The organism is Paenibacillus sp. ov031 (assembly GCF_900143165.1).
In the GTDB taxonomy this organism is placed as follows: domain Bacteria; phylum Bacillota; class Bacilli; order Paenibacillales; family Paenibacillaceae; genus Paenibacillus; species Paenibacillus marchantiae.
On the sequence record NZ_FRDO01000003.1, the window covers coordinates 141,160 to 160,884 of the forward strand.

Sequence of the window (19,725 nt, forward strand, 5' to 3'; positions counted from 1 at the left end):
CACCCTGCAAAGTTAATGCACTACATCGTTCAATTCAAGGAAAAGCCTCCGAGAGCGAGTCCCGGAGGCTTTACATTGGGAACAGTTTCTGTTCCGACTGGATTAGCAGTCGAAGTAGAGGCTGTACTCATGCGGATGAATGCGAATTGCCACTGCTTTTGCTTCGTCACGTTTGAGGTTGATATAGTTTTCGATGAATTCTTTCGTGAAGACGCCACCTTCAGTCAAGAATTCGTTGTCCGCTGCCAGAGCGTCAAGCGCTTCTTCCAGGGAAGCTGGCACACTGCGGATATTTTCTTTGTCTGCATCAGACAAATCATAGATGTTTTTGTCGAGTGGACCATATCCAAGCTCAGTTGGGTTGATTTTGCGTTTGATTCCATCCAGACCCGCCATCAGCATTGCAGCGAACGCCAGATAAGGGTTAGCTGTGGAGTCCGGTGTACGGAACTCGATACGACAACCTTTTGGTGTCACAGCTGCAACAGGAATACGTACTGCTGCCGAACGGTTACCTTTGGAGTATACCAGGTTAACCGGTGCTTCATAACCAGGTACGAGACGTTTGAATGAGTTCGTACTAGGGTTAGTCAAAGCAATCAGAGCTGGTGCGTGGTACAAAATGCCTCCGATGTAGTGCAGAGCCATTTCGCTCAGGTTTGCATATCCCGCTTTGTCATAGAACAATGGGGAATCGCCATCGAAGATGGATTGGTGAACGTGCATTCCGCTACCATTGTCACCAAACAGTGGTTTTGGCATGAATGTTGCTACTTTACCATATTGACGTGCAGTGTTATGCACGATGTATTTGTATACAAGCAGGTTATCTGCTGTTTTCTTCAACGTATCAAAACGGAAGTTAATTTCGGCTTGACCAGCTGTCGCCACTTCGTGGTGATGACGCTCGATCGACAGGCCCGCTTCTTCCAAAATGCGACACATTTCACTACGAATATCTTGTTGTGTATCCACTGGAGCTACAGGAACGTATCCGCCTTTAGTGCGAACTTTGAAGCCCAGGTTACCGCCATCTTCCTTACGGTTGGTGTTCCAAGAAGCTTCTTCGGAATCTACGAAATAGGAAGAGCTGTTCGTGCCGCTCTCATAACGTACATCGTCGAAGATGAAGAATTCGGATTCAGGTGCGAAAAATGCTGCTGTACCTACTCCGCTTTCTTTCAGGAACTCTTCGGCTTTGACTGCGATACCGCGTGGGTCACGCTCATAACGCTCGCCATCCGGAGTGAAGATATCACACATAACATTCAATGTAGGGTGTGCTGTGAACGGATCGACAAAAGTCGCTTCAGGATCTGGAATCATAACCATATCGGACTCTTCAATTCCGCGGAAACCTTGAATAGAAGAACCATCAAAGGCTACTCCATTTACAAAAGTGTCTGCGTCAACTGCCGAAGCTGGTAACGAGATGTGGTGCGCACGACCGGATAAATCTACAAAACGAAAATCTACCCACTCGATGTTGTTCTCTTGAATTGATTTCAATACGTTTTCAACCGACATGTATTCGTCCTCCCAAATATTCCGAACATTAAACAACCCCGCTAAGAAAATGTCCATATTCGAATTTTTTTCTGTCGTCATTATAAAATCTCAAATGTGACATCGTCAATACTTATGTAAGGTATTTTTTGCAACTATGTAAGCTATGCTAACATTTTATAAACCTATTGATTTCACTTAACAACGTAAATACACTATATTTAACTGGTTTAATGCGGTAAAGCAGGGGTATATTTAGCCTAAATTATGGTAATAACATTACATCATAAATGTTTCTTATCACCTATGATTAATAAATGCGTTCAAGGCTCCAAATAACATAAAAACCGGACATTTTGTCCTAGCCTCATTCTCATCGAACGGAGCCAGGGCAGATGCCCGGATGATATATATTACCTATACTATGAAGATCAGTTATACGCCTACTCGTGCTGGAAAGAACTCCGCCGGTTGTTTGGCTGTGTTGAATGTTTTACCCACGATTGGTGCCAATTTCTCCAGATCCTGAAGCAGGTTGGCGAATTGGTCAGGGAACAAAGATTGCACGCCGTCACCCGTCATGGAATTATCCGGGTCCGTATGCATTTCGATAATTAGGCCGTTAGCACCAGCAGCAACAGAAGCCTTCGTCATCGGTTCAACCAGCTCACGGCGACCCGTACCATGACTTGGGTCCGAAATGACTGGCAGATGACTGAGAGACTGCAGAACAGGGATGGCCGACAAGTCGAGCGTATTGCGTGTGTAGGATTCGAATGTACGAATACCACGCTCACACAACATTACATTCGGGTTGCCACCCGCAAGAATGTATTCAGCCGCATTCAACAGCTCATCATAAGTTGCACTGAAACCACGTTTCAGCAGTACCGGTTTGCCACACTCACCCAATTTGCGCAGCAAATCGAAGTTCTGCATGTTCCGTGTACCTACTTGCAGAATGTCTGCGTACTCGGCACAAATATCAACATATTCAGGCGTCATGACTTCTGTAATGGTCAACAGGTCATGTTTCTTGCCTGCTTCAGCCATCATGATCAGACCTTCAACACCCGTTCCCTGGAAGCTGTACGGACCTGTACGTGGCTTAAATGCACCACCGCGCAGCACCTGTCCACCAGCAGCCTTAACCAGTCCGGCAATCTCATCAATCTGTGCAGCTGATTCAACCGCACAAGGTCCGCCCATAACGACGAGTTCTTTGCCGCCAATATCTACTCCTTTGATGGAGATTACGGTATCTTGAGGATGGAAGTCACGGCTTGCCAATTTGTAAGACTTCGAAATCTTGACGACATTCTCCACACCTTTCATTTGACGGAGATGCTCAGCCATTTTCGGCTCTACTTTACCAATCAAACCAATGATGGTGCGGTCCTCTCCACGCGAGATATGAACCTGAAGCCCTTCCTTTTCAATTGTAGCGACGATATCCTGAATATGTTCCTCCGGAGTAGCTTTACCTGCAATAACGATCATTATAAATCCCATCCTTCCTTGTATGAGAGCGCCTAAGCGCGTCTGATTTAATCTCCAAAACTCTTCTTCACTTAAACGCTTGTTCGCTTTTAAGCTTTTATCCACTAAAGTAAATATAACATATTCACCCTTTTCAGTCAAGCCGACTCTTATCCCCCTCAAAAAAAAAGAATCCTGCATTCAGTCACCGGATTTCGGCTCTGTACTGCAGGATTCTTATAATAATGTTTGTTTACGTTGTACGAGTCTTTTCCCTTACAGGAGGTAATAGCTTGCTCATATTCACCGTACGCTTGATTTCCCATGTTTCCGGCTTGTCATGTTCATATTGCTCCAGATACAGGATGACTTCCTTCGTGATCGGTGTTGGTGTAGATGCGCCCGAAGTAACCGCCACCTTATTCACACCTTTCAGCCATTCCTGCTGAATCTCAGCCACATCTGATACACGATATGCCGTTACACCCGCAATTTCCTCCGATACTTGTGCAAGTCGGTTGGAGTTATTACTGCGAGGATCACCGACAACAATGACCAGATCGGCTTGCCCTGCCTGTTCAGCAACAGCTTCCTGACGTACTTGGGTAGCCAAGCATATCTCATTATGAATTTCTGCGCCTGGATACTTCTCCAGAAGACGGCTCATAATGTGTTTAATGTCCCATTGACTCATCGTTGTCTGATTTGTGATAAGGATTTTGCCAGGAGGTACGTTCAGTCCGTCAATCTCCTCTTCCTTCTCGATCAGATGAACATGATTGGGTGCAACACCAACCGCACCTTCCGGCTCTGGATGGTTCCTTTTCCCGATATAGATAATGTCATACCCTTCAGCCGTCTTCTCCCGAATAAGGTCATGGGTTTTGGTTACATCCGGACAAGTTGCATCCACTGTAGTCAGACCTTTATCACGTGCCATCTTGCGCACTTCCGGAGATACACCATGGGCTGTAAAGATCACTGTTCCGCTCTCTACTTGGCTCAAAATATCAATCCGGTTCGGTCCGTCCAGTGTAATAATGCCCTCATCTTCAAAAGAGTCCGTCACATGTTGGTTATGCACAATCATACCCAATATATAAATAGGCCGTGGTAGGTCCAGATTGCGTGCCGCCTGGCGCGCGAGCACCATCGCATCCACAACTCCATAACAATATCCCCGCGGCGAAATTCGCAGTACTTCCACTTGGTTGCCACCCGCTTTCTTTCTCGGCAAAGATAGCCGATGTAATTGCAGTCCTGTCTATTATAACCTTATTCGATAGGCGGAGCAAAGACAACCGGCAACCAAATGATAAAGGTCGTTCCTTCTCCACGTCTGGTTACAACCTCGACAGACCCTTGGTGTTCCTCTATGATCCACTTGGCAATCGACAGCCCCAGACCTATACCTGGTGTGGCACCGCGCGACTCATCTGCCCGATAGAACCGGTCAAAGATAAATGGAACTTCATCCCGATCCATTCCGATGCCCGTATCACTGATGCGCAGTCCTACCTGACCTTTATAAAGTATTGCATCAAGCGTAACCGAGCCATCTGGAGTGTACTTGAAAGCATTCTCGATAAAAATAAACAACATTTGCTGCAAATAGTCCTTGCTCCCGTTCACATAAATGCCATTCAAAATCGATAGATCACCTGGACGCCAGTCAGCCTGGTGATCAAGGAATTGCGATCTGCGAGCCACTTCCTGCACCAGAATCTGCAACGGGATCGGATTCAGTTCGATTTTCTGTCCTGTATCGGCTCTGGCCAAAGACAACATGTCACTGATCAGTCTGCTCATGCGTTTGCCTTCATCCGCCATGTCCTCTATCGCTTCAAGCGACATTTGTTTAACCGTTTCTTCGTCCAGATTCGGTCGGTCCGTGCTCTCCTGATCCCATAGCTTCTTAAGGAAGTCCACATTGCCACGGATCGTGGTCAGCGGTGTACGCAGCTCATGTGAAGCATCAGATACAAATCTGCGCTGAGCTTTATTCGTCTCCTCGAGCCCGCGGAATGACAGCTCTGTTCGTTCAAGCATATTATTAACTGTTTCAATCAGACGCCCAATCTCATCCTTGGGACCTGTGTATTGAATACGCACACTAAGGTCATCCCCGGATTGAATCTGATTGGCGGCATCAATCACATTGACGAGCGGACGCATGGATTTACGAGCCAGAATCAGACCCGAAGTAATGGCAAGTGCCATCGCTACAAGCCAGCCAAAAACCAGAATATTTCGCAGAGCTTCCAGCAATCGTTCCTGGGAACTAACATTGGCACCGACTTGAAGGAGCCCCCTTATTTCATTGGTCCCCTGAAGAGACAAGGGCTGTTGATTCACCAAGAAAGGGGTCCCATTGACATAGATCTTGGATATGCCACGCTTTTTCTGAATCTCATTGGATTTCACAACGGGAAATTGAATCTGAAGCTTCTCCATATTGCCTGAGATTTTACCAGATCTGCTCTGATAGTCCCACAACTGGATGTATATCTGCGCTTCCTGAAGCTGACTTTCTGTAAAAGGGTCCAGATCCAGCGACTGTGAGAGCGGATTGACACCAATCTGATTCGTAATTCGTTCACTTTTATCTTTCAGTTGCTGTTCCACTTCTTGATACGTATTAAAATAAACAAAAGCGTAGATCACAACTCCCCAAAAAATGAGCACGGCTGCCAAGATGCCTGAATACCACGCGGTTAATCTTAACCGAATGGACATGTCAGGAGTCACCCCTCAAAATATAGCCGGCTCCCCGGATCGTCTGGATCAAACGTTTGCCGCCGTATTCTTCGGTTTTTTGTCTGAGCATGGCAATATACACTTCGAGCACATTGGATTCACCACTGTAATCATAACCCCAGATTTTATCCATAATCAGATCACGGGACAGCACACGTTTCGGATTTTGCATGAACAGATTCAGCAATTCGAACTCCTTGGCAGTCAGTTCCAGACGCTGACCGTCACGCAACACCTCACGAGAATCATTATCCAGAATAATATCCTCATACATAAGTCGATTATCAGGCGTGTCTGCTATATCCGCTTTACGACGCAATAAGGCACGGACACGAGCCAACAGTTCTTCAAGCGCAAACGGCTTCACGAGATAATCATCTGCACCTGTATCGAGCCCAATTACCCGGCTCTGTACTTCATCTTTGGCAGTGAGCATTAGCACGGGCACTTTGCTCCCCGCTTCTCTGAGTCTGCGGCATACTTCAAACCCGTCAATTTGCGGCATCATGACATCAAGAACCACGATATCCGGCTCTTTATCCATTAGCTTACTGAGGCCCTCCGCCCCATTCGAAGCTGTCTGTACCTCATATCCTTCAAAAGCAAGTCCCCGCCGAAGCATGGAAACGATTTTTTCATCATCATCAACAATCAGAATAGTTGAGCGCATGGTCTTTCTCCTTTATCCCTTAACGTTTTAATCTTATTGTAACAGCCAAAAGCGCAATCTGCATCTTTCCAAACACCTTGTTGCTTTGCGAGTCAGACCTTGATGGAGTACAAACGAATATAGTGCAAAAAAAGCGAAAGGGCCCTCGAACCCTTCCGCTCTTCTAAACCTTATTCTATAACCCATGTTTCGGCATTATGGTTGTTGTTGCTGTTGTTGATCCGTTGTTTGTGTAGTATCGTAATCATTTTTGTTGCCGATTTTGAGTTTCACATCCATTTTTTTACCGTCCCGAACAACATTCAGTGTCACTTCACTGCCAATTTCCTGTTTCTTGATGAAATCAATCAAATCCTGACTTGTGCTGTATGCTGTGCCATTGGCACCTGTGATGATGTCATAAGCACGCAGGTCTGCTTGGTAAGCAGGGGATTGATAGATCGTGCTGGCTACAACTGAACCTTCAGTGATATCCGTTCCCATCTGTTTAGCCACTTCAGGCGTGAGGGCCATCAGAGATGCACCAATGAACGGTACGGGCTCTTTGGGAACTTCTTTGTTTTCTTTCAAATATTTAACCGCATCCGAGATTACACTCGAAGGAATGGCAAACCCAATACCCTGGGCATCCGCGCTAACCGCAACGTTCATACCAATGACTTCACCATTCAGGTTAAGCAATGGTCCACCGGAGTTACCAGGATTGATGGAAGCATCCGTTTGTAACAAGTGGCTGTACTCACGAGTTTTGCCGGTTTCTTCGTCCGGAATGCTGATGGTACGTTCTTTCGCACTCAACACACCTGCAGTAACTGTATGTTCAAATCCTTCCGGGTTACCAATAGCTACAAGCCATTCACCAACTTGAGTACTGTTAGAATCGCCCAGTGGAGCGACAGGGAAAGCATCATCGCCACTGTTTTTCTCAATTTTCAATACGGCAAGGTCAAGGTCGAAGCTGCTTCCCAGCAATTTTGCTTCATACGGTTTGCTGTTGTTCTCCAGCGTTACCTGAATCACATCTGCACCCTGAACCACGTGTTGGTTCGTCAGGATGTAGCCTTCTTTGTCAAAAATAAATCCGGAACCAATGCCGAGTGGAACCAACTGATTGCTGCTTTGTTGCTGTTGCTGCTGATTATTTTGGCCTTGGTAGCTATCTGTTCCACCATTGCTTCCGTTACCAAAGAAGTATTGGTACAATGGATCGCTCATCGTAGAACCACCCTGGCTACTGCTGCGTGTAGACTGCTTGGCAAGTGTTTCAATTTTGACGACAGCCGGACTTGTACTCGTTACTACAGAGGATACATCCTCTTTGCCCGTTGGCAGTAATGACGCTGTCACATTATTGCTGCTGCCTGAGTTAGTAGGAGAAGATGACTGACTGGAGCTTTCATTGTCTGCACTTGTCAGCGCTTCCTGTGGTGTAAACATGTTTGTTCTGTCCGCTGTATACATCAGCACTGTAATGACCAGCATCCCGGCGATAAAAGAGAACAGGAGCGATCTTACGGAAGAACGTGGCCGACGGTTATTATAATTCCAATTCCCATTGTTCTTGCCGCCGTTCCCCTGATCTCCTCCGTTGCCTGAACCATTGCCGCCGCCCCCTCTGGAGGACGTATTAGCTTGATCAGATGATTCGTTATTGTAATTACTGTAGTAAGTAGGTACGGGCTTCACGGGTTCAGGTCTTGTAATCTCTACATTTCCTTCTTCACGTTGATTATTTTCCCCATTATGACTTGCTGTATCTTCCTGATTCACGGACTGAAAAGGTCCGTAAGAATAATAATAGGAGGAATCGTCCGTCCCTGATGAATTGCGATTCTCCGCTTGTTTAGTTTCATTTTCCTCGTCTTGACGGTTCGCTCTGTAATTACGTTCGTCCATGCCTCTCTACCTCCCAATCTCTTCTTCGCAAGAGATATTCTTTAACTGTCCTTATTTTGTACTTTAAACCTTAACCGTACCTTAAAAACAATTAAAAAGGAGATAAAAGCACGCTGTTATAGAACATTTTTCCCGCCAAATCTGCATTCTAACCCTTATTCTTCACCCAGCCCTGACGATGAGCGTAGATTGCCAGCTGTGTCCGATCGTCCATTTCACATTTCATCAGCAGATTGCTCACATGAGTTTTGACGGTTTTGATACTAATATGTAGTTCTTCCCCGATGTCCTTATTGGTCTTGCCCTCTGCAATCAGCAAAAGCACTTCCTTTTCCCGTTCCGTCAGGCCGGATTCGTTCTCTCTTGCTGTGCGCTGCCTGATGCCACGGGTCAATGCCTGTGATACGTCGCCTGTCATTACAGGCATACCTCGGTATGCTCCTTGCAGAGCGTAGATCAACTCTTCAGCAGATACTGTCTTCAGCACATAACTGACCGCACCGGCTTCAATCGCTTGTACCACAAGGTCATCCTCCAGAAAACTGGTCAGCATCACAATTTTCATCCCCGGAAATTCGGTCATAATCGCTTGTGTCGCTTCCGCGCCATTCATTACCGGCATCATCAAGTCCATCAGGATCAGGTCAGGCAGTTCGTTTTCTCCCAGCTTGCGCAGCTGATTCAATGCATCCTGTCCGTTACCCGCTTCCCCCATCACATGAAATGTAGGCTCCAGCATAAGATACGTTTTTAACCCCATCCGCACCATATCATGATCATCCACAATCATTACATTTATTATTCCGCTCATTCCGTTTCCCCCTCTGGTTCTTTCGGGAATTTCGGGATGAATACCCGCACCGTCGTCCCCGCTCCCGGCTTCGATATAATCTGAACCTGACCCCCAAGCTTCTCTGCCCGTTCACGCATCGTTGATAATCCGTATGAACCAGGCCGTTCCGCTTGCTGCAAAAACCCCTGACCGTCATCGCTAATGCTCATGCTGATCTGATGTTCACTCTCTCGTATGGACAGACTGACTAGACCCGCTTCCGCATGTTTGACCACATTAGCGACCGCTTCCTGAATAACAAGAAACAGCTGGTGCTCGATGGCATCGGAAATTCCGCCATCCAGTTCCAGCTCTTTCACTCCTTTTAAACCATTCTGCCTGCAATAATCCGGGAACCAGCTATCCAGCGCTTCGCCAAGATTCCTTCCCTCCAACTCCACTGGGCGAAGCTGAGCGATAAGCCCACGCATCTGCCGCTGTGCGATATGCGACATCTGAATAAGTTGCTCCAACACTTTGCTGCCATGCTCGGGATTCATCTCCAGCAAACGTGGTAAGGAGGAAGCCGACATATGCATGGCAAAAAGCTGCTGGCTGACCGTATCATGCAAATCTCTTGCCATCCGTTTGCGTTCTTCAATCACAGCGCGCTCGGATGCCTGTTCCTTTTCAATGACTTCCTGCTCACCAAGCCGCTGAAGCAATCTCATTTTTTTCTCAATCGAATCCATCATGACATTGAATTCCTGATATACCCGTCCGAAGGAGGCATCATCTGCCTCAGGCATACGAACAGCGAGATTGCCCTTGGACACTTTCAGCATGTTGAGATCCAGAAGATCAATCTTGCGTTGAAGCCGTAAGGCGGCAATATATCCCGTGATTATGGTAGCCAGGAGAACAACAGCAACATAGGTCCACGCACGCTGACGCCCTGTTCCCATCAGCACTTCCCCGTACAGTAAGTAAAACCCGCCCAAAGTAATGAGTCCGGTCAGCGCAAAATACATCATCAGTTCCCACTTATTTGCCTTGAGAATCGTTCGAATCATGCGTTAACCCACCTTGTTCACTTTGACATCTCCAATAAACACACTAACGACAATCCGTACTTTTTTTCCCGCTTCCCGATAATGCGCCGTTTCAGCCTGAGCACTGCTTAGGAATCCACCCCGTTTTTGATTTAACAGCGACATGTCTCCAATAAACGAGTTCGTCGTTACAGTCACACCCAGATCCATATCTTCCGGTACAAATACCTTCACATCCCCGATAAAAGAGGAAATGTTAATCTTCGTCTCACCGTAAGGTATTTGCGCCTTCGTCAAATCAATCACCGTATCGCCAATAAATGCCGAAATATTCATCGGTTTCAGGGAGAACACTTCCTGTCCCATATACATATCGCCGATAAATGCCGATTTGTTAATCGTATTCCCATGGCCATCATAATAATTCGAATCATCATCATAGTGGTCATCATCATCAAATGTTCCATATGCCTTTTTATTTGAACCATAACCTTTATGCTTGTGATGATGTTGTTGATGTTTATGATGGTGTTGATGTCCGTGTGATTTATGGTCTTCCTTATCTTTATAAAATGAGCCATGTGAATCATTCTTTTGTTCCTGTTTCGGTTTGCCAAATGTTTTCTCAAACTGTTCGTCAAACGAAGACGGCATTTCCAGATCCTCAGGGGACAATGGCTTATAAGGTGGCTCCGGTGGTGGAGGCGGTTGTACTTGGTCATGATGTTTCCGGTCACGACGACGAGGTCCGATCAGAACGAACAATCCCCCACCAATGAGCATCACCGGTATCAGGTAGCGTATAAACTCACCCATGGAGTAATCAATCCACCCCAGATTGCGTGCCAAGAAGTATCCACCAATCGCCAGTACAATGGCCGGTCCAATCAATGCATGACTCCCATTGCGCCGAATTTCGGTTATACCTTTTACACCCCACCAAATCAAAAATAACGGCCAATATGTTCTGAACATGTATCCGATATCTATGTCATATCCCAATTGCCTGAACAATATTATTGCGCCAATCGCAATAAGAGGAATGCCAACCCACCAGCGGTCCCGCGTAGATCGTTTCATCGCTCATGTCTCCTTTGTCTGTATTCTGTATCCAGTTTACATCAGACAAGGATTGGTTAACAGCGGCGGCAGATGGAATTGATCTCAGTCTCCAGACCGAGACGGAAGGGTATTTATGTAAAATATTAAAAACACCCTGGAGAAATTCTCCAAGGTGTCTGTGCATTGATTTACTTTTGTGATTTGCCTGTGTTCTCAGTACCGAACTCAGCATTGTATTTTTCATCAGGTGTTTGGAAGTTATCCTTCACTTTGTTTTGGTGCGATTGTTTCACTTTGCTTGCTGCATTCTCTTCTCCAAACTCTGCATTGTACTTCTCGTTTGGCGTTTGTGAACCTTGAGATTTCTTAGCCACGACGATCACCTCTCTCTTCATATTTACATTGCATGTCTGCAACGCGGGGTTCGTCCCCAGAGAGTATTATGTGAAGAGTGCGCGTGCGTTATTCATGTATTAAAATTCATCATCATTATACGGCCTTGTCCAGCCATGAATCGGGTACGGATTTGTACACATCGATGGCTTCTGATAATTCTTCCAGCATTTTTTCAGTGCATTTTCCAGCACCTTGTTTGATCACCTGTACTTCGACGTCCTTTTTGCCCCATTCTTTATACACTTGCTTTGTGGTAGGGAAATAAAGATCAATTTTATTGCCCTTGATCGCCGAGCCCGTGTCTGCAACGATGCCGTAACCGTAACCGGGAATATATAAAATGGAACCCAGTGGGAACAGCTTCGGATCAGCTGCAATCGTTGAGACCGTTTCTTTATCACGGCGCACCTTTACACCTGAATACGTGATTCCGTATTGAGGATGTTTCGGACCTTTTCCGGTTGATTCCACACCTGCAGTGTATCCGGTAGCCGTCACTTTATGCGTGTCCAACACCTGTTCTGTACGCGGAGCGAGCACCGGCATGGATGGGTCAACTCCGGTCTGCTTCTCCGGAACTTCCGGCCGTAGAATAACAATAGGCTGTGGAGACCATAAAAACCCCATATAGACCAAGGTTGTGAGCTGAGCCTGATCGCTGTATTCATAAACTGCCGTTTCAGAATGTACGCCTTCAAGCTCTCCTGAAGTTTCGCTGTGCTGATTCTCCACATACATGACTTCATTTTCCTCTTCGAAGGTATATGCTTCTACCTGATTCCAGCCCAAGACTACTCCGGCGAACATTACACAACAAGAGATGATGAACCTTATGTTTTTCTTTTGAATTAAGAATTGCTTTTTCATTATAGAACCTCCCCCTTACTGCAAAGGTTTTCCAAAATGAAAAAATTCTATACTTTTCACCTATTAAGGCTTTTAAACCGGATGTCAGAAAACCAGAAAACAACAAAAAAAACCGTCTGAACCCTTGGATTTACTCCAATATGATTCAAACGGTTTTCTATTATAGAACCCACAATTCAGGATTACACCAGTCTTGTTGCAATCTCTTCTTTGAGCTGGGCTACAATTTCGTCCACAGGTTTCATGCCGAGGTCGCCTTCTCCACGTTTCCGCACAGATACACCCTCTGCATTACGTTCATTTTCACCAACGACAAACATGTAAGGCATTTTCTCAAGCTGTGCTTCACGAATTTTATAACCAAGCTTCTCGTTACGCAGATCCGCTTCAGCAGAGATGCCTGCACGTTTCAGCTTCGCTTCCACTTCACGTGCGTAGTCGTCGAAGTTGCCGGATACAGGAATAACCTTCGCCTGTACAGGAGACAACCACAGTGGCAGAGCCCCTGCAAAGTTCTCCAGCAAGAATGCAGTGAAACGCTCCATCGTACTGATTACACCGCGGTGGATAACGACCGGACGATGTTTCTGCCCATCATCTCCCACATATTCAAGCTCAAACCGCTCTGGTAAGAGGAAGTCCAATTGAACGGTAGACAATGTCTCTTCTTTGCCCAGTGCTGTCTTGATCTGAACATCCAGTTTTGGACCATAGAATGCCGCTTCGCCTTCTGCTTCATAGAATGGAAGGTTGAGTTCTTCCACAACTTCACGGAGCATGCGTTGGGACATTTCCCACATCTCGTCATTCTGGAAGTATTTCTCGGTATCCTGAGGATCGCGGTAGGACAGACGGAAACGATATTCGTGAATGCCGAAATCTTTATAAACCGTTTGAATCAGCTCAATAACACGAGCGAACTCTTCCTTGATCTGATCCGGGCGTGCGAATATATGAGAATCGTTCAGCGTCATCGCACGTACACGGTGCAGACCTGTCAACGCGCCCGACATTTCGTAACGATGCATCATGCCAAGCTCGGCAATCCGGATCGGCAGATCACGGTAGCTGTGCATGCTGGACTTGTACACCATCATGTGGTGAGGACAGTTCATCGGACGAAGAACAAGTTCTTCATTGTCCATAACCATTTTCGGGAACATGTCATCCTGATAGTGCTCCCAGTGACCTGATGTTTTGTACAATTCAACATTACCCAGCACCGGTGTGTACACATGCTGATATCCGAGGCTCTCTTCCAAATCCACGATATAACGCTCCAACGTCCGGCGCAGCTTGGCACCATTAGGCAACCAGATTGGCAGACCTTGTCCAACCAGTTGGGAGAATGTGAAGATTTCGAGTTCCTTACCCAGTTTACGGTGATCCCGTTTACGAGCTTCTTCCAGGAAGTGCAAATGCTCATCAAGCTGTGCTTTTTTCACAAAAGCTGTACCGTAAATACGTTGCAGCATTTTGTTTTTGCTGTCTCCACGCCAGTAAGCACCGGCAACATTCATCAGTTTGAATACTTTGATTTTGCTGGTGGATGGTACGTGTGGTCCACGACACAAGTCGAAGAATTCACCTTGCTCATAAATAGTGATAACACTGTCTTCTGGTAAGTCACGAATCAATTCAAGCTTGTAAGGATCGCCCACTTCTCCGAAGATTTTGATCGCTTCCTCGCGGCTAACTTCCTTACGTACAATCGGCAAGTTCTCATTAACAATACGTTCCATTTCCTTCTCGATCTTTTGCAGATCTTCGGGATTGAGAGGTTGTTCCAGATCCATATCATAGTAGAAACCATCTTCAATGACAGGACCAACGCCGAGATGTACCTCTTTGTTTCCATATAAACGTTTCACAGCTTGAGCGAGCAAGTGAGCTGTACTATGACGCATCACTTCCAGGCCTTCTGGTGAATCCAGTGTTACGATCTCCACCAATGCTCCCTCATGAAGTGTTGTGGACAAGTCCACCACGATTCCATCCAGTTTGCCGGCTACGGCATTTTTGCGAAGTCCGCTGCTGATCGAAGCGGCCACATCTTCAATGCTGCTTCCGTCGGCATACTCACGAACCGAACCATCGGGTAGTTTAATGTTAACTGCCATTTGTCTCATTCCTCCTGTAAATTCAACCTCTGTCCATACATAATCATGGATGGATAATCTATTGCTGTTCCTGCAATTTTTGCAAAGGAACGCAAAAAACACCCGTCCCGGCAAAGGGACGAGTGTTGTATACTCTCGTGGTTCCACCCTAATTCAGCTGCTTCATCCGTATTGGAAGTACAGCCCTCATTGGCATGACGGTAACGGGCATGACCCGGCATATCCTTACTCATGGATGACTACCTGTATTATAGAGGCAATATTTATATCCATTTTCAAAACTGCAGCTACAAAGGGGTAAACCAAACGTGGCATCCGGAGGAAATTTCAGCCTAGTTCCCTCTCTCTGCACTGACCGTGCGTATGGTTCTTGTCTTTGTCAACGCTTTTGTTTATTGTTCCATAACAACCTCAAATAAATATCATGGATCAACAGTTATTATAATTGCCGATATCACTTGCGTCAAGACCTGTCAACAATCCGGAGCGCAGCACTTCACACTCAGGGCAATGATGGCATAATTGCACCTTGTCTTCAAAGATCTGACGGATCGTAGAGATGATAGGCAGATCTGGAGTCCGTGTATGCAGCATGACCTTTTCAGGCGAGATGGAGATCAGCGTACTCACGATCATGTCTTCGATATCCATTTCCAATTCAAGTCCAGGCATCTCTACAACGACCTGTTCATCCTTTTGTACGGGCAGCACATTAAGCGCAGCATCCAATACTTGAAATTCATGCAAACCTTTGTGTATCAAATGCACAAGAGGTACTTTCGCCTCCTGAAAGAACACAAAATATTTGAGTAGCCCCATAAACTCTTCATATTGACGATCCATCCAGAATTCATCCAGCGCATATTCTACCAGCTCATGAAGTTCCTGCTTATATGGCCGAATCCGGAAATTAAGAATGCCTTCAAGATTAAAAAAATGCACCTCTTCCAAATCTTGCTTCAAACCATTGGCCAAAGTGGTACGGCGACGCTCGCGCAGGCCTGGCTGATCCAAGTCACCATTGAATAATAAAGGCATGCAAATCCGATTTACCTTCTCCACCTCATGTTCATCCATGACTGAGCAGGCCTTTGAGATCATCTCTTCCACCATAATACGTTCACGTGTATCCATGATGTAATCTGCAAGTCCAGTGGCAAGCAAATCACTGATCTGAGGCAGCCACTGCTGGAAGTCAGCGTGATTCTCATTGCCTCTGCATACCCAGGCCGCTCTTCCGTCATTATGTTTGAAGGTGAGCCGAAATCCTCTTTTGCTTATATGTAAACCTTTGGTTTTTTCCTTCACACAACGATAAAATTGATCCGCTTCCTCCTGCCCTGATACATCGGTCCATACGGCGAACAGTTCCATAAGAATCACTCCTTTCCTTCCTGTTCAAAGTATATGGCAAGGCTGATAGGGATATACGAAGCGGATTGATGGAAAGCGTGTCATGATTTCTCAGTATATTATCAATCTGTTTGGAGTTAAGACAAAAATGTGTTATTATTTTTATAACAGTATGTTTCACGGAAAAGGGGGGGAAGCCAAAATGAGACAACAACCAAGAATACTCCGTTACGCTTTTATTATCATTTTGTGCGTATTCCAAGCGTTGTCCTTCCCTATTCCGATGCAGTCGGAATCCGCTGTCGAGGTAACCGTTGAGACGACTTCCAACAAGGAAGTGCTTGTCCACACATTGGAGTCTCAGCAGAAACCTGCCATTCGCAAATACCCACAAGTCATGTCGAAGTTGATTGCGGTCACGCATAACAAACCTGTCTTTCTTGTGCTCGCTTTGTTGCTAATGCTGCGAATTCCTACACCGCGTCTACCCTTTAAACCGTTGATTTGTCTGTTTAAACGCAGATTATTTCTGCTACCCATCAAATTCACCAGTATGTATGTATCTCCCACCCCTATAGCACCAAAATACGTGAACGCTCTTAACTAGCCTTTACACCGTATTTTAGGTTGCTTTGCATGGAGACACCTCTGTCTGATAGACGGTGTGCTTGTGCATAACTTTTAACCCTTTTAGCAAATGTTAGATATCGATCAGCCTCATTGGCAACACCTATTTGTTAGCATCTATTTTGTTATCCCCATTTTCATTAAAAATTCACAACACAAGGCTGTGTGTCAGGAGTCCCTGGCTCTGTTTACCCGCATCATTTAATGTTCCTAAGTTCAGCTGTTCATTCTATTTTCGGGAAATAAGCCTGTCTTCTGTGGCCAGCCCTCAATTTAAGGAGGCATACTATCCATGGATGTACGCGAAACAGATTTGCCGGGAATCGGCAAGAAATTTCAGATTGAAACGAGCAGTGGAGATAAAATTATTGTCATTATTCACGATGACGGTCGCCGGGAAATGTACCATTTTGAGTACGATGATCCAGACCAAAGCATCTCCATGATTACACTTGATGACTATGAAGCAAGACAGATTGCTGCCATCGTTGGTGGATTGACCTATAAACCAAAGCAGCTTGAAAATATTGAAGTAACGTTTGACGATCTGATTATTGAATGGTACAAAATCGAGCCATCCTACGGATGTATCGGTAAATCTATTGGTGAACTGGACGTACGTCAAAACTCAGGGGCAACGGTTATTGCCGTTGTAGAGAAGAATCACAAAAAACATATCAGCCCCGGTCCGGAGGTCGTGATTAGTGCAGAGTCCACGGTAGTAGCCGTTGGCGAACGCAATCAGCAGAAACTGTTTAAATCCCTCCTCCTGACTGGAAGGGGGTAAATAGATGGATCATTTGATATTCGAAGTAGGTCTGGCCCTTGTGCTCATTGCGGCAGCCGGCCTTTTATCGGCAAAACTAAGATTTTCGGTCGTTCCGTTTTATATTCTGATCGGGATGGCTGTTGGGCCACATGCTATGAAAATCTGGCATCTGGACTTCCGTTTCATTGAAAGTCAGCCGTTTATTGAGTTTATGGGCCGCATTGGTATTCTCTTCCTGCTCTTCTATCTAGGGCTGGAATTCTCGGTTGGTCGTTTGATCAAATCGGGTAAATCCATTGCAGTCGGCGGGTCTATCTATATTGGGATTAACTTCACGCTGGGATTAATATTCGGTTTTATGTCCGGTTTCCCAGTTGCAGAAGCACTTATTATCGCAGGTATAACTACCATCTCTTCCAGTGCCATCGTGGCCAAGGTACTCGTGGATTTGAAACGAACGGCCAATCCTGAAACAGAGATGATATTGGGTATTATTATGTTCGAAGATGTATTCCTCGCTGTATATATCTCGATCTTGTCCGGACTTGTGCTTAGTGATTCATCCTCCATCGGAGGCGTCATCATGTCCGCACTTATTGCTCTCGGATTCATGCTTATCGTGATTATCCTTGGACGCAAAGCAACACCGCTACTAAACAAATTGCTTAAAATTCGATCGAATGAGCTATTCTCTCTCGTTGTATTCGGAGCCTTGTTCCTGGTAGCCGGCTTCTCTGAAACCATTCATGTTGCCGAAGCGATTGGTGCATTACTGGTTGGTCTGGTGCTTGCTGAAACAGAACACGCGAAACGGATTGAGCACTTGATTCTACCGTTCCGTGACTTCTTCGGAGCAATCTTCTTCTTCAGCTTTGGATTGTCCATTGATCCGTTGTCCTTGGGTGGCGAAGCCGTATGGTTAGCTCTGATTGCAGTTGTTATTACATTGTTCGGTAACTTCCTGGCAGGTATGATGGCCGGACGCAGTGCAGGACTATCGCCCAAAGCATCGGCGAATATTGGATTAACCATTGTGTCACGGGGTGAATTTTCCATCATCTTGGCCAACATGGGTAAAGCCGGAGGACTGTTGCCAATGATTCAACCGTTTGCCGCGCTCTATGTCCTAATTCTGGCCATTCTGGGTCCTTTATTAACCAAAGAGTCCAAACATGTATTCCGTTTATTGGATAAAATATTCAAGTTCAAGGATCCTCGGAAAAAGAAAGAAGAACCAAAAGTTCTACAGAAAGAAGGATAATTCCTTATGTCTGTACAGAACAGACACACTAACGTACTTCGCGGCTCTTATGCCGATCTTTCTGTGACTAACCCAGGGAGAATGGCTCGAAAGCCGCACTAAGGAGGATGACCTATGAAAGCACCTCTGATATCGGCTAATCCGGTGCCACAAACCGCCAAGACCAGATTATCATCTGCCCGTCGCATGTTGAATTTATTGTTTGTAATCGCGGGTGGAATTCTGGCCTCCGTGGGACTTGAATTGTTTCTACATCCCAATAAGATCATTATTGGAGGCATTACAGGTATCTCTTCGTTGTTCGCCCACTGGACCGAAATGAGGATTGGTTTGTTCCTGTTTTTGTTCAACGTTCCGTTTATCTTTCTGTCCTATAGACTCGTGCAAAAGAAATTCGTACTGGTCACTGTTCTGGGTTTGGTTGTCTTTTCGATTGGTGCCATTGTGCTTCATCCCATGCCGCCGCTTGTCGAGCACCCGCTGGCTGCCGCCATGTTTGGCGGATTATGTCTCGGTCTAGGAATCGGTCTAGTCGTGCGGTATGGTGGGACACTGGATACGCTGGAAATCGGTGATCCGTCCTCCCGTCCACCTGAACGTGTATTTAGCGGGAAACGGATGCTTATCGAAAAAATAATCATGCTGCTCAACTTGTTGATTCTAACCGCCGCTGGTGTTGTCTTCGGTTGGGATCAAGCGATGTACTCGGTAATTGCTTATCTCATTGCATATGAAATGGTGTATATTGCATTCCGCGGATTCACAGCTAAGCGCAAAATATGTATTTTAACTACACAAAGCGCTCAAGTTGAAAAAGCCATCCGTAAACGGCTGCGCCGTGAACCTGGAACATTGGCTGCTTCAACGGATCCAGGGCATCCAGCTGTCGCTGAAGGTTGGATCCAACACGTTCCGGGAGCGCTCTACTATGAGATTCATTTCCTCGAAATGATCTGGCTCAAATCCATTGTGCGTCATATTGATCCACATGCAGGTATTGTGACAAATCCGGAAAAATAATAGCTCATGTAAGTTGAACTAAAGATATTTACACTGACACTACGATGACAGAACAACCTTCCAATCGCTGTTATCCCCAGATTTTTTCGATTCCCTTTTCTGAAGGGAAAAATCCGGG

At 45.9% G+C, this 19,725-nt stretch carries 18 protein-coding genes; 4 read left to right on the forward strand and 14 right to left on the reverse strand.

Features of this window, described 5'->3' with window-relative positions; translation table 11 throughout:
• Positions 1 to 102 precede the first annotated feature (102 nt).
• The 14 genes from glnA to BUA17_RS14365 all read right to left on the reverse strand — a co-directional run bounded on the left by glnA (position 103) and on the right by BUA17_RS14365 (position 15,951).
• Positions 103 to 1,527 carry a type I glutamate--ammonia ligase gene (gene glnA, locus BUA17_RS14305; RefSeq protein WP_063564243.1) on the reverse strand — a complete coding sequence of 475 codons (1,425 nt, stop codon included), beginning with the start codon at positions 1,525 to 1,527 and terminating at the stop codon, positions 103 to 105.
• Between the two features lie 414 nt (positions 1,528 to 1,941).
• On the reverse strand, positions 1,942 to 3,006 hold the full coding sequence (aroF, locus tag BUA17_RS14310) for a 3-deoxy-7-phosphoheptulonate synthase (protein WP_063564242.1): 1,065 nt from the start codon (positions 3,004 to 3,006) through the stop codon (positions 1,942 to 1,944).
• A gap of 232 nt (positions 3,007 to 3,238) precedes the next feature.
• A complete protein-coding gene (locus tag BUA17_RS14315) occupies positions 3,239 to 4,192 on the reverse strand; it encodes a 4-hydroxy-3-methylbut-2-enyl diphosphate reductase (protein ID WP_072734026.1) in 954 nt (317 codons plus the stop codon).
• A gap of 68 nt (positions 4,193 to 4,260) precedes the next feature.
• On the reverse strand, positions 4,261 to 5,721 hold the full coding sequence (locus BUA17_RS14320; protein ID WP_063564240.1) for a sensor histidine kinase: 1,461 nt from the start codon (positions 5,719 to 5,721) through the stop codon (positions 4,261 to 4,263).
• Between the two features lies 1 nt (position 5,722).
• Positions 5,723 to 6,412, reverse strand: coding sequence for a response regulator transcription factor (locus BUA17_RS14325; RefSeq protein ID WP_063564239.1), 690 nt, complete (start codon positions 6,410 to 6,412; stop codon positions 5,723 to 5,725).
• Positions 6,413 to 6,607: 195 nt separating this feature from the next.
• Positions 6,608 to 8,308, reverse strand: coding sequence for a S1C family serine protease (locus BUA17_RS14330; RefSeq protein WP_072734027.1), 1,701 nt, complete (start codon positions 8,306 to 8,308; stop codon positions 6,608 to 6,610).
• A 148-nt stretch (positions 8,309 to 8,456) separates the two neighbouring features.
• Positions 8,457 to 9,119 carry a response regulator gene (locus BUA17_RS14335; protein WP_072734028.1) on the reverse strand — a complete coding sequence of 221 codons (663 nt, stop codon included), beginning with the start codon at positions 9,117 to 9,119 and terminating at the stop codon, positions 8,457 to 8,459.
• Complete coding sequence (locus tag BUA17_RS14340) at positions 9,116 to 10,153, reverse strand: HAMP domain-containing sensor histidine kinase (protein ID WP_063564236.1); 1,038 nt, start codon at positions 10,151 to 10,153, stop codon at positions 9,116 to 9,118. The genes BUA17_RS14335 and BUA17_RS14340 overlap by 4 nt, the downstream gene beginning before the upstream one ends.
• A gap of 3 nt (positions 10,154 to 10,156) precedes the next feature.
• The gene (gene liaF, locus BUA17_RS14345) at positions 10,157 to 11,212 is read right to left on the reverse strand and encodes a cell wall-active antibiotics response protein LiaF (RefSeq protein WP_072734029.1); all 1,056 of its coding nucleotides are present in this window, start codon (positions 11,210 to 11,212) and stop codon (positions 10,157 to 10,159) included.
• Positions 11,213 to 11,382: 170 nt separating this feature from the next.
• Positions 11,383 to 11,568, reverse strand: a complete 186-nt coding sequence (locus BUA17_RS14350) for a hypothetical protein (RefSeq protein ID WP_063564337.1) — start codon at positions 11,566 to 11,568, stop codon at positions 11,383 to 11,385.
• Between the two features lie 115 nt (positions 11,569 to 11,683).
• Positions 11,684 to 12,457: a 3D domain-containing protein gene (locus BUA17_RS31885; RefSeq protein ID WP_274570318.1), complete on the reverse strand. Its 774-nt coding sequence runs from the start codon at positions 12,455 to 12,457 to the stop codon at positions 11,684 to 11,686.
• Positions 12,458 to 12,639: 182 nt separating this feature from the next.
• A complete protein-coding gene (gene thrS, locus BUA17_RS14360; RefSeq protein ID WP_063564234.1) occupies positions 12,640 to 14,577 on the reverse strand; it encodes a threonine--tRNA ligase in 1,938 nt (645 codons plus the stop codon).
• Between the two features lie 5 nt (positions 14,578 to 14,582).
• The gene (locus BUA17_RS30875; RefSeq protein ID WP_063564233.1) at positions 14,583 to 14,810 is read right to left on the reverse strand and encodes a hypothetical protein; all 228 of its coding nucleotides are present in this window, start codon (positions 14,808 to 14,810) and stop codon (positions 14,583 to 14,585) included.
• Positions 14,811 to 15,006: 196 nt separating this feature from the next.
• Positions 15,007 to 15,951, reverse strand: a complete 945-nt coding sequence (locus BUA17_RS14365) for a putative sporulation protein YtxC (protein WP_063564232.1) — start codon at positions 15,949 to 15,951, stop codon at positions 15,007 to 15,009.
• 181 nt (positions 15,952 to 16,132) lie between these two features.
• Here BUA17_RS14365 and BUA17_RS14370 point away from each other — a divergent pair, with 181 nt between their 5' ends.
• From BUA17_RS14370 to BUA17_RS14385, 4 genes are all read left to right on the forward strand, one after another.
• Complete coding sequence (locus tag BUA17_RS14370) at positions 16,133 to 16,537, forward strand: hypothetical protein (RefSeq protein ID WP_063564231.1); 405 nt, start codon at positions 16,133 to 16,135, stop codon at positions 16,535 to 16,537.
• Positions 16,538 to 16,849: 312 nt separating this feature from the next.
• Positions 16,850 to 17,344 carry a cation:proton antiporter regulatory subunit gene (locus tag BUA17_RS14375; RefSeq protein WP_053780467.1) on the forward strand — a complete coding sequence of 165 codons (495 nt, stop codon included), beginning with the start codon at positions 16,850 to 16,852 and terminating at the stop codon, positions 17,342 to 17,344.
• A 4-nt stretch (positions 17,345 to 17,348) separates the two neighbouring features.
• Positions 17,349 to 18,587, forward strand: a complete 1,239-nt coding sequence (locus tag BUA17_RS14380) for a cation:proton antiporter (RefSeq protein WP_063564230.1) — start codon at positions 17,349 to 17,351, stop codon at positions 18,585 to 18,587.
• Positions 18,588 to 18,701: 114 nt separating this feature from the next.
• A complete protein-coding gene (locus BUA17_RS14385) occupies positions 18,702 to 19,607 on the forward strand; it encodes a YitT family protein (protein ID WP_063564229.1) in 906 nt (301 codons plus the stop codon).
• Positions 19,608 to 19,725 lie beyond the last annotated feature (118 nt).

Excerpts from the sequence above, each read along its gene's own strand:
- glnA (WP_063564243.1), bottom strand. The coding sequence starts at position 1,527 with ATGTCGGTTGAAAACGTATTGAAATCAATTCAAGAGAACAACATCGAG.
- aroF (WP_063564242.1), bottom strand. The coding sequence starts at position 3,006 with ATGATCGTTATTGCAGGTAAAGCTACTCCGGAGGAACATATTCAGGAT.
- BUA17_RS14320 (WP_063564240.1), bottom strand. The coding sequence starts at position 5,721 with ATGTCCATTCGGTTAAGATTAACCGCGTGGTATTCAGGCATCTTGGCA.
- BUA17_RS14325 (WP_063564239.1), bottom strand. The coding sequence starts at position 6,412 with ATGCGCTCAACTATTCTGATTGTTGATGATGATGAAAAAATCGTTTCC.
- BUA17_RS14330 (WP_072734027.1), bottom strand. The coding sequence starts at position 8,308 with ATGGACGAACGTAATTACAGAGCGAACCGTCAAGACGAGGAAAATGAA.
- BUA17_RS14335 (WP_072734028.1), bottom strand. The coding sequence starts at position 9,119 with ATGAGCGGAATAATAAATGTAATGATTGTGGATGATCATGATATGGTG.
- BUA17_RS14340 (WP_063564236.1), bottom strand. The coding sequence starts at position 10,153 with ATGATTCGAACGATTCTCAAGGCAAATAAGTGGGAACTGATGATGTAT.
- liaF (WP_072734029.1), bottom strand. The coding sequence starts at position 11,212 with ATGAAACGATCTACGCGGGACCGCTGGTGGGTTGGCATTCCTCTTATT.
- BUA17_RS31885 (WP_274570318.1), bottom strand. The coding sequence starts at position 12,457 with ATGAAAAAGCAATTCTTAATTCAAAAGAAAAACATAAGGTTCATCATC.
- thrS (WP_063564234.1), bottom strand. The coding sequence starts at position 14,577 with ATGGCAGTTAACATTAAACTACCCGATGGTTCGGTTCGTGAGTATGCC.
- BUA17_RS30875 (WP_063564233.1), bottom strand. The coding sequence starts at position 14,810 with ATGAGTAAGGATATGCCGGGTCATGCCCGTTACCGTCATGCCAATGAG.
- BUA17_RS14365 (WP_063564232.1), bottom strand. The coding sequence starts at position 15,951 with ATGGAACTGTTCGCCGTATGGACCGATGTATCAGGGCAGGAGGAAGCG.
- BUA17_RS14370 (WP_063564231.1), top strand. The coding sequence starts at position 16,133 with ATGAGACAACAACCAAGAATACTCCGTTACGCTTTTATTATCATTTTG.
- BUA17_RS14375 (WP_053780467.1), top strand. The coding sequence starts at position 16,850 with ATGGATGTACGCGAAACAGATTTGCCGGGAATCGGCAAGAAATTTCAG.
- BUA17_RS14380 (WP_063564230.1), top strand. The coding sequence starts at position 17,349 with ATGGATCATTTGATATTCGAAGTAGGTCTGGCCCTTGTGCTCATTGCG.
- BUA17_RS14385 (WP_063564229.1), top strand. The coding sequence starts at position 18,702 with ATGAAAGCACCTCTGATATCGGCTAATCCGGTGCCACAAACCGCCAAG.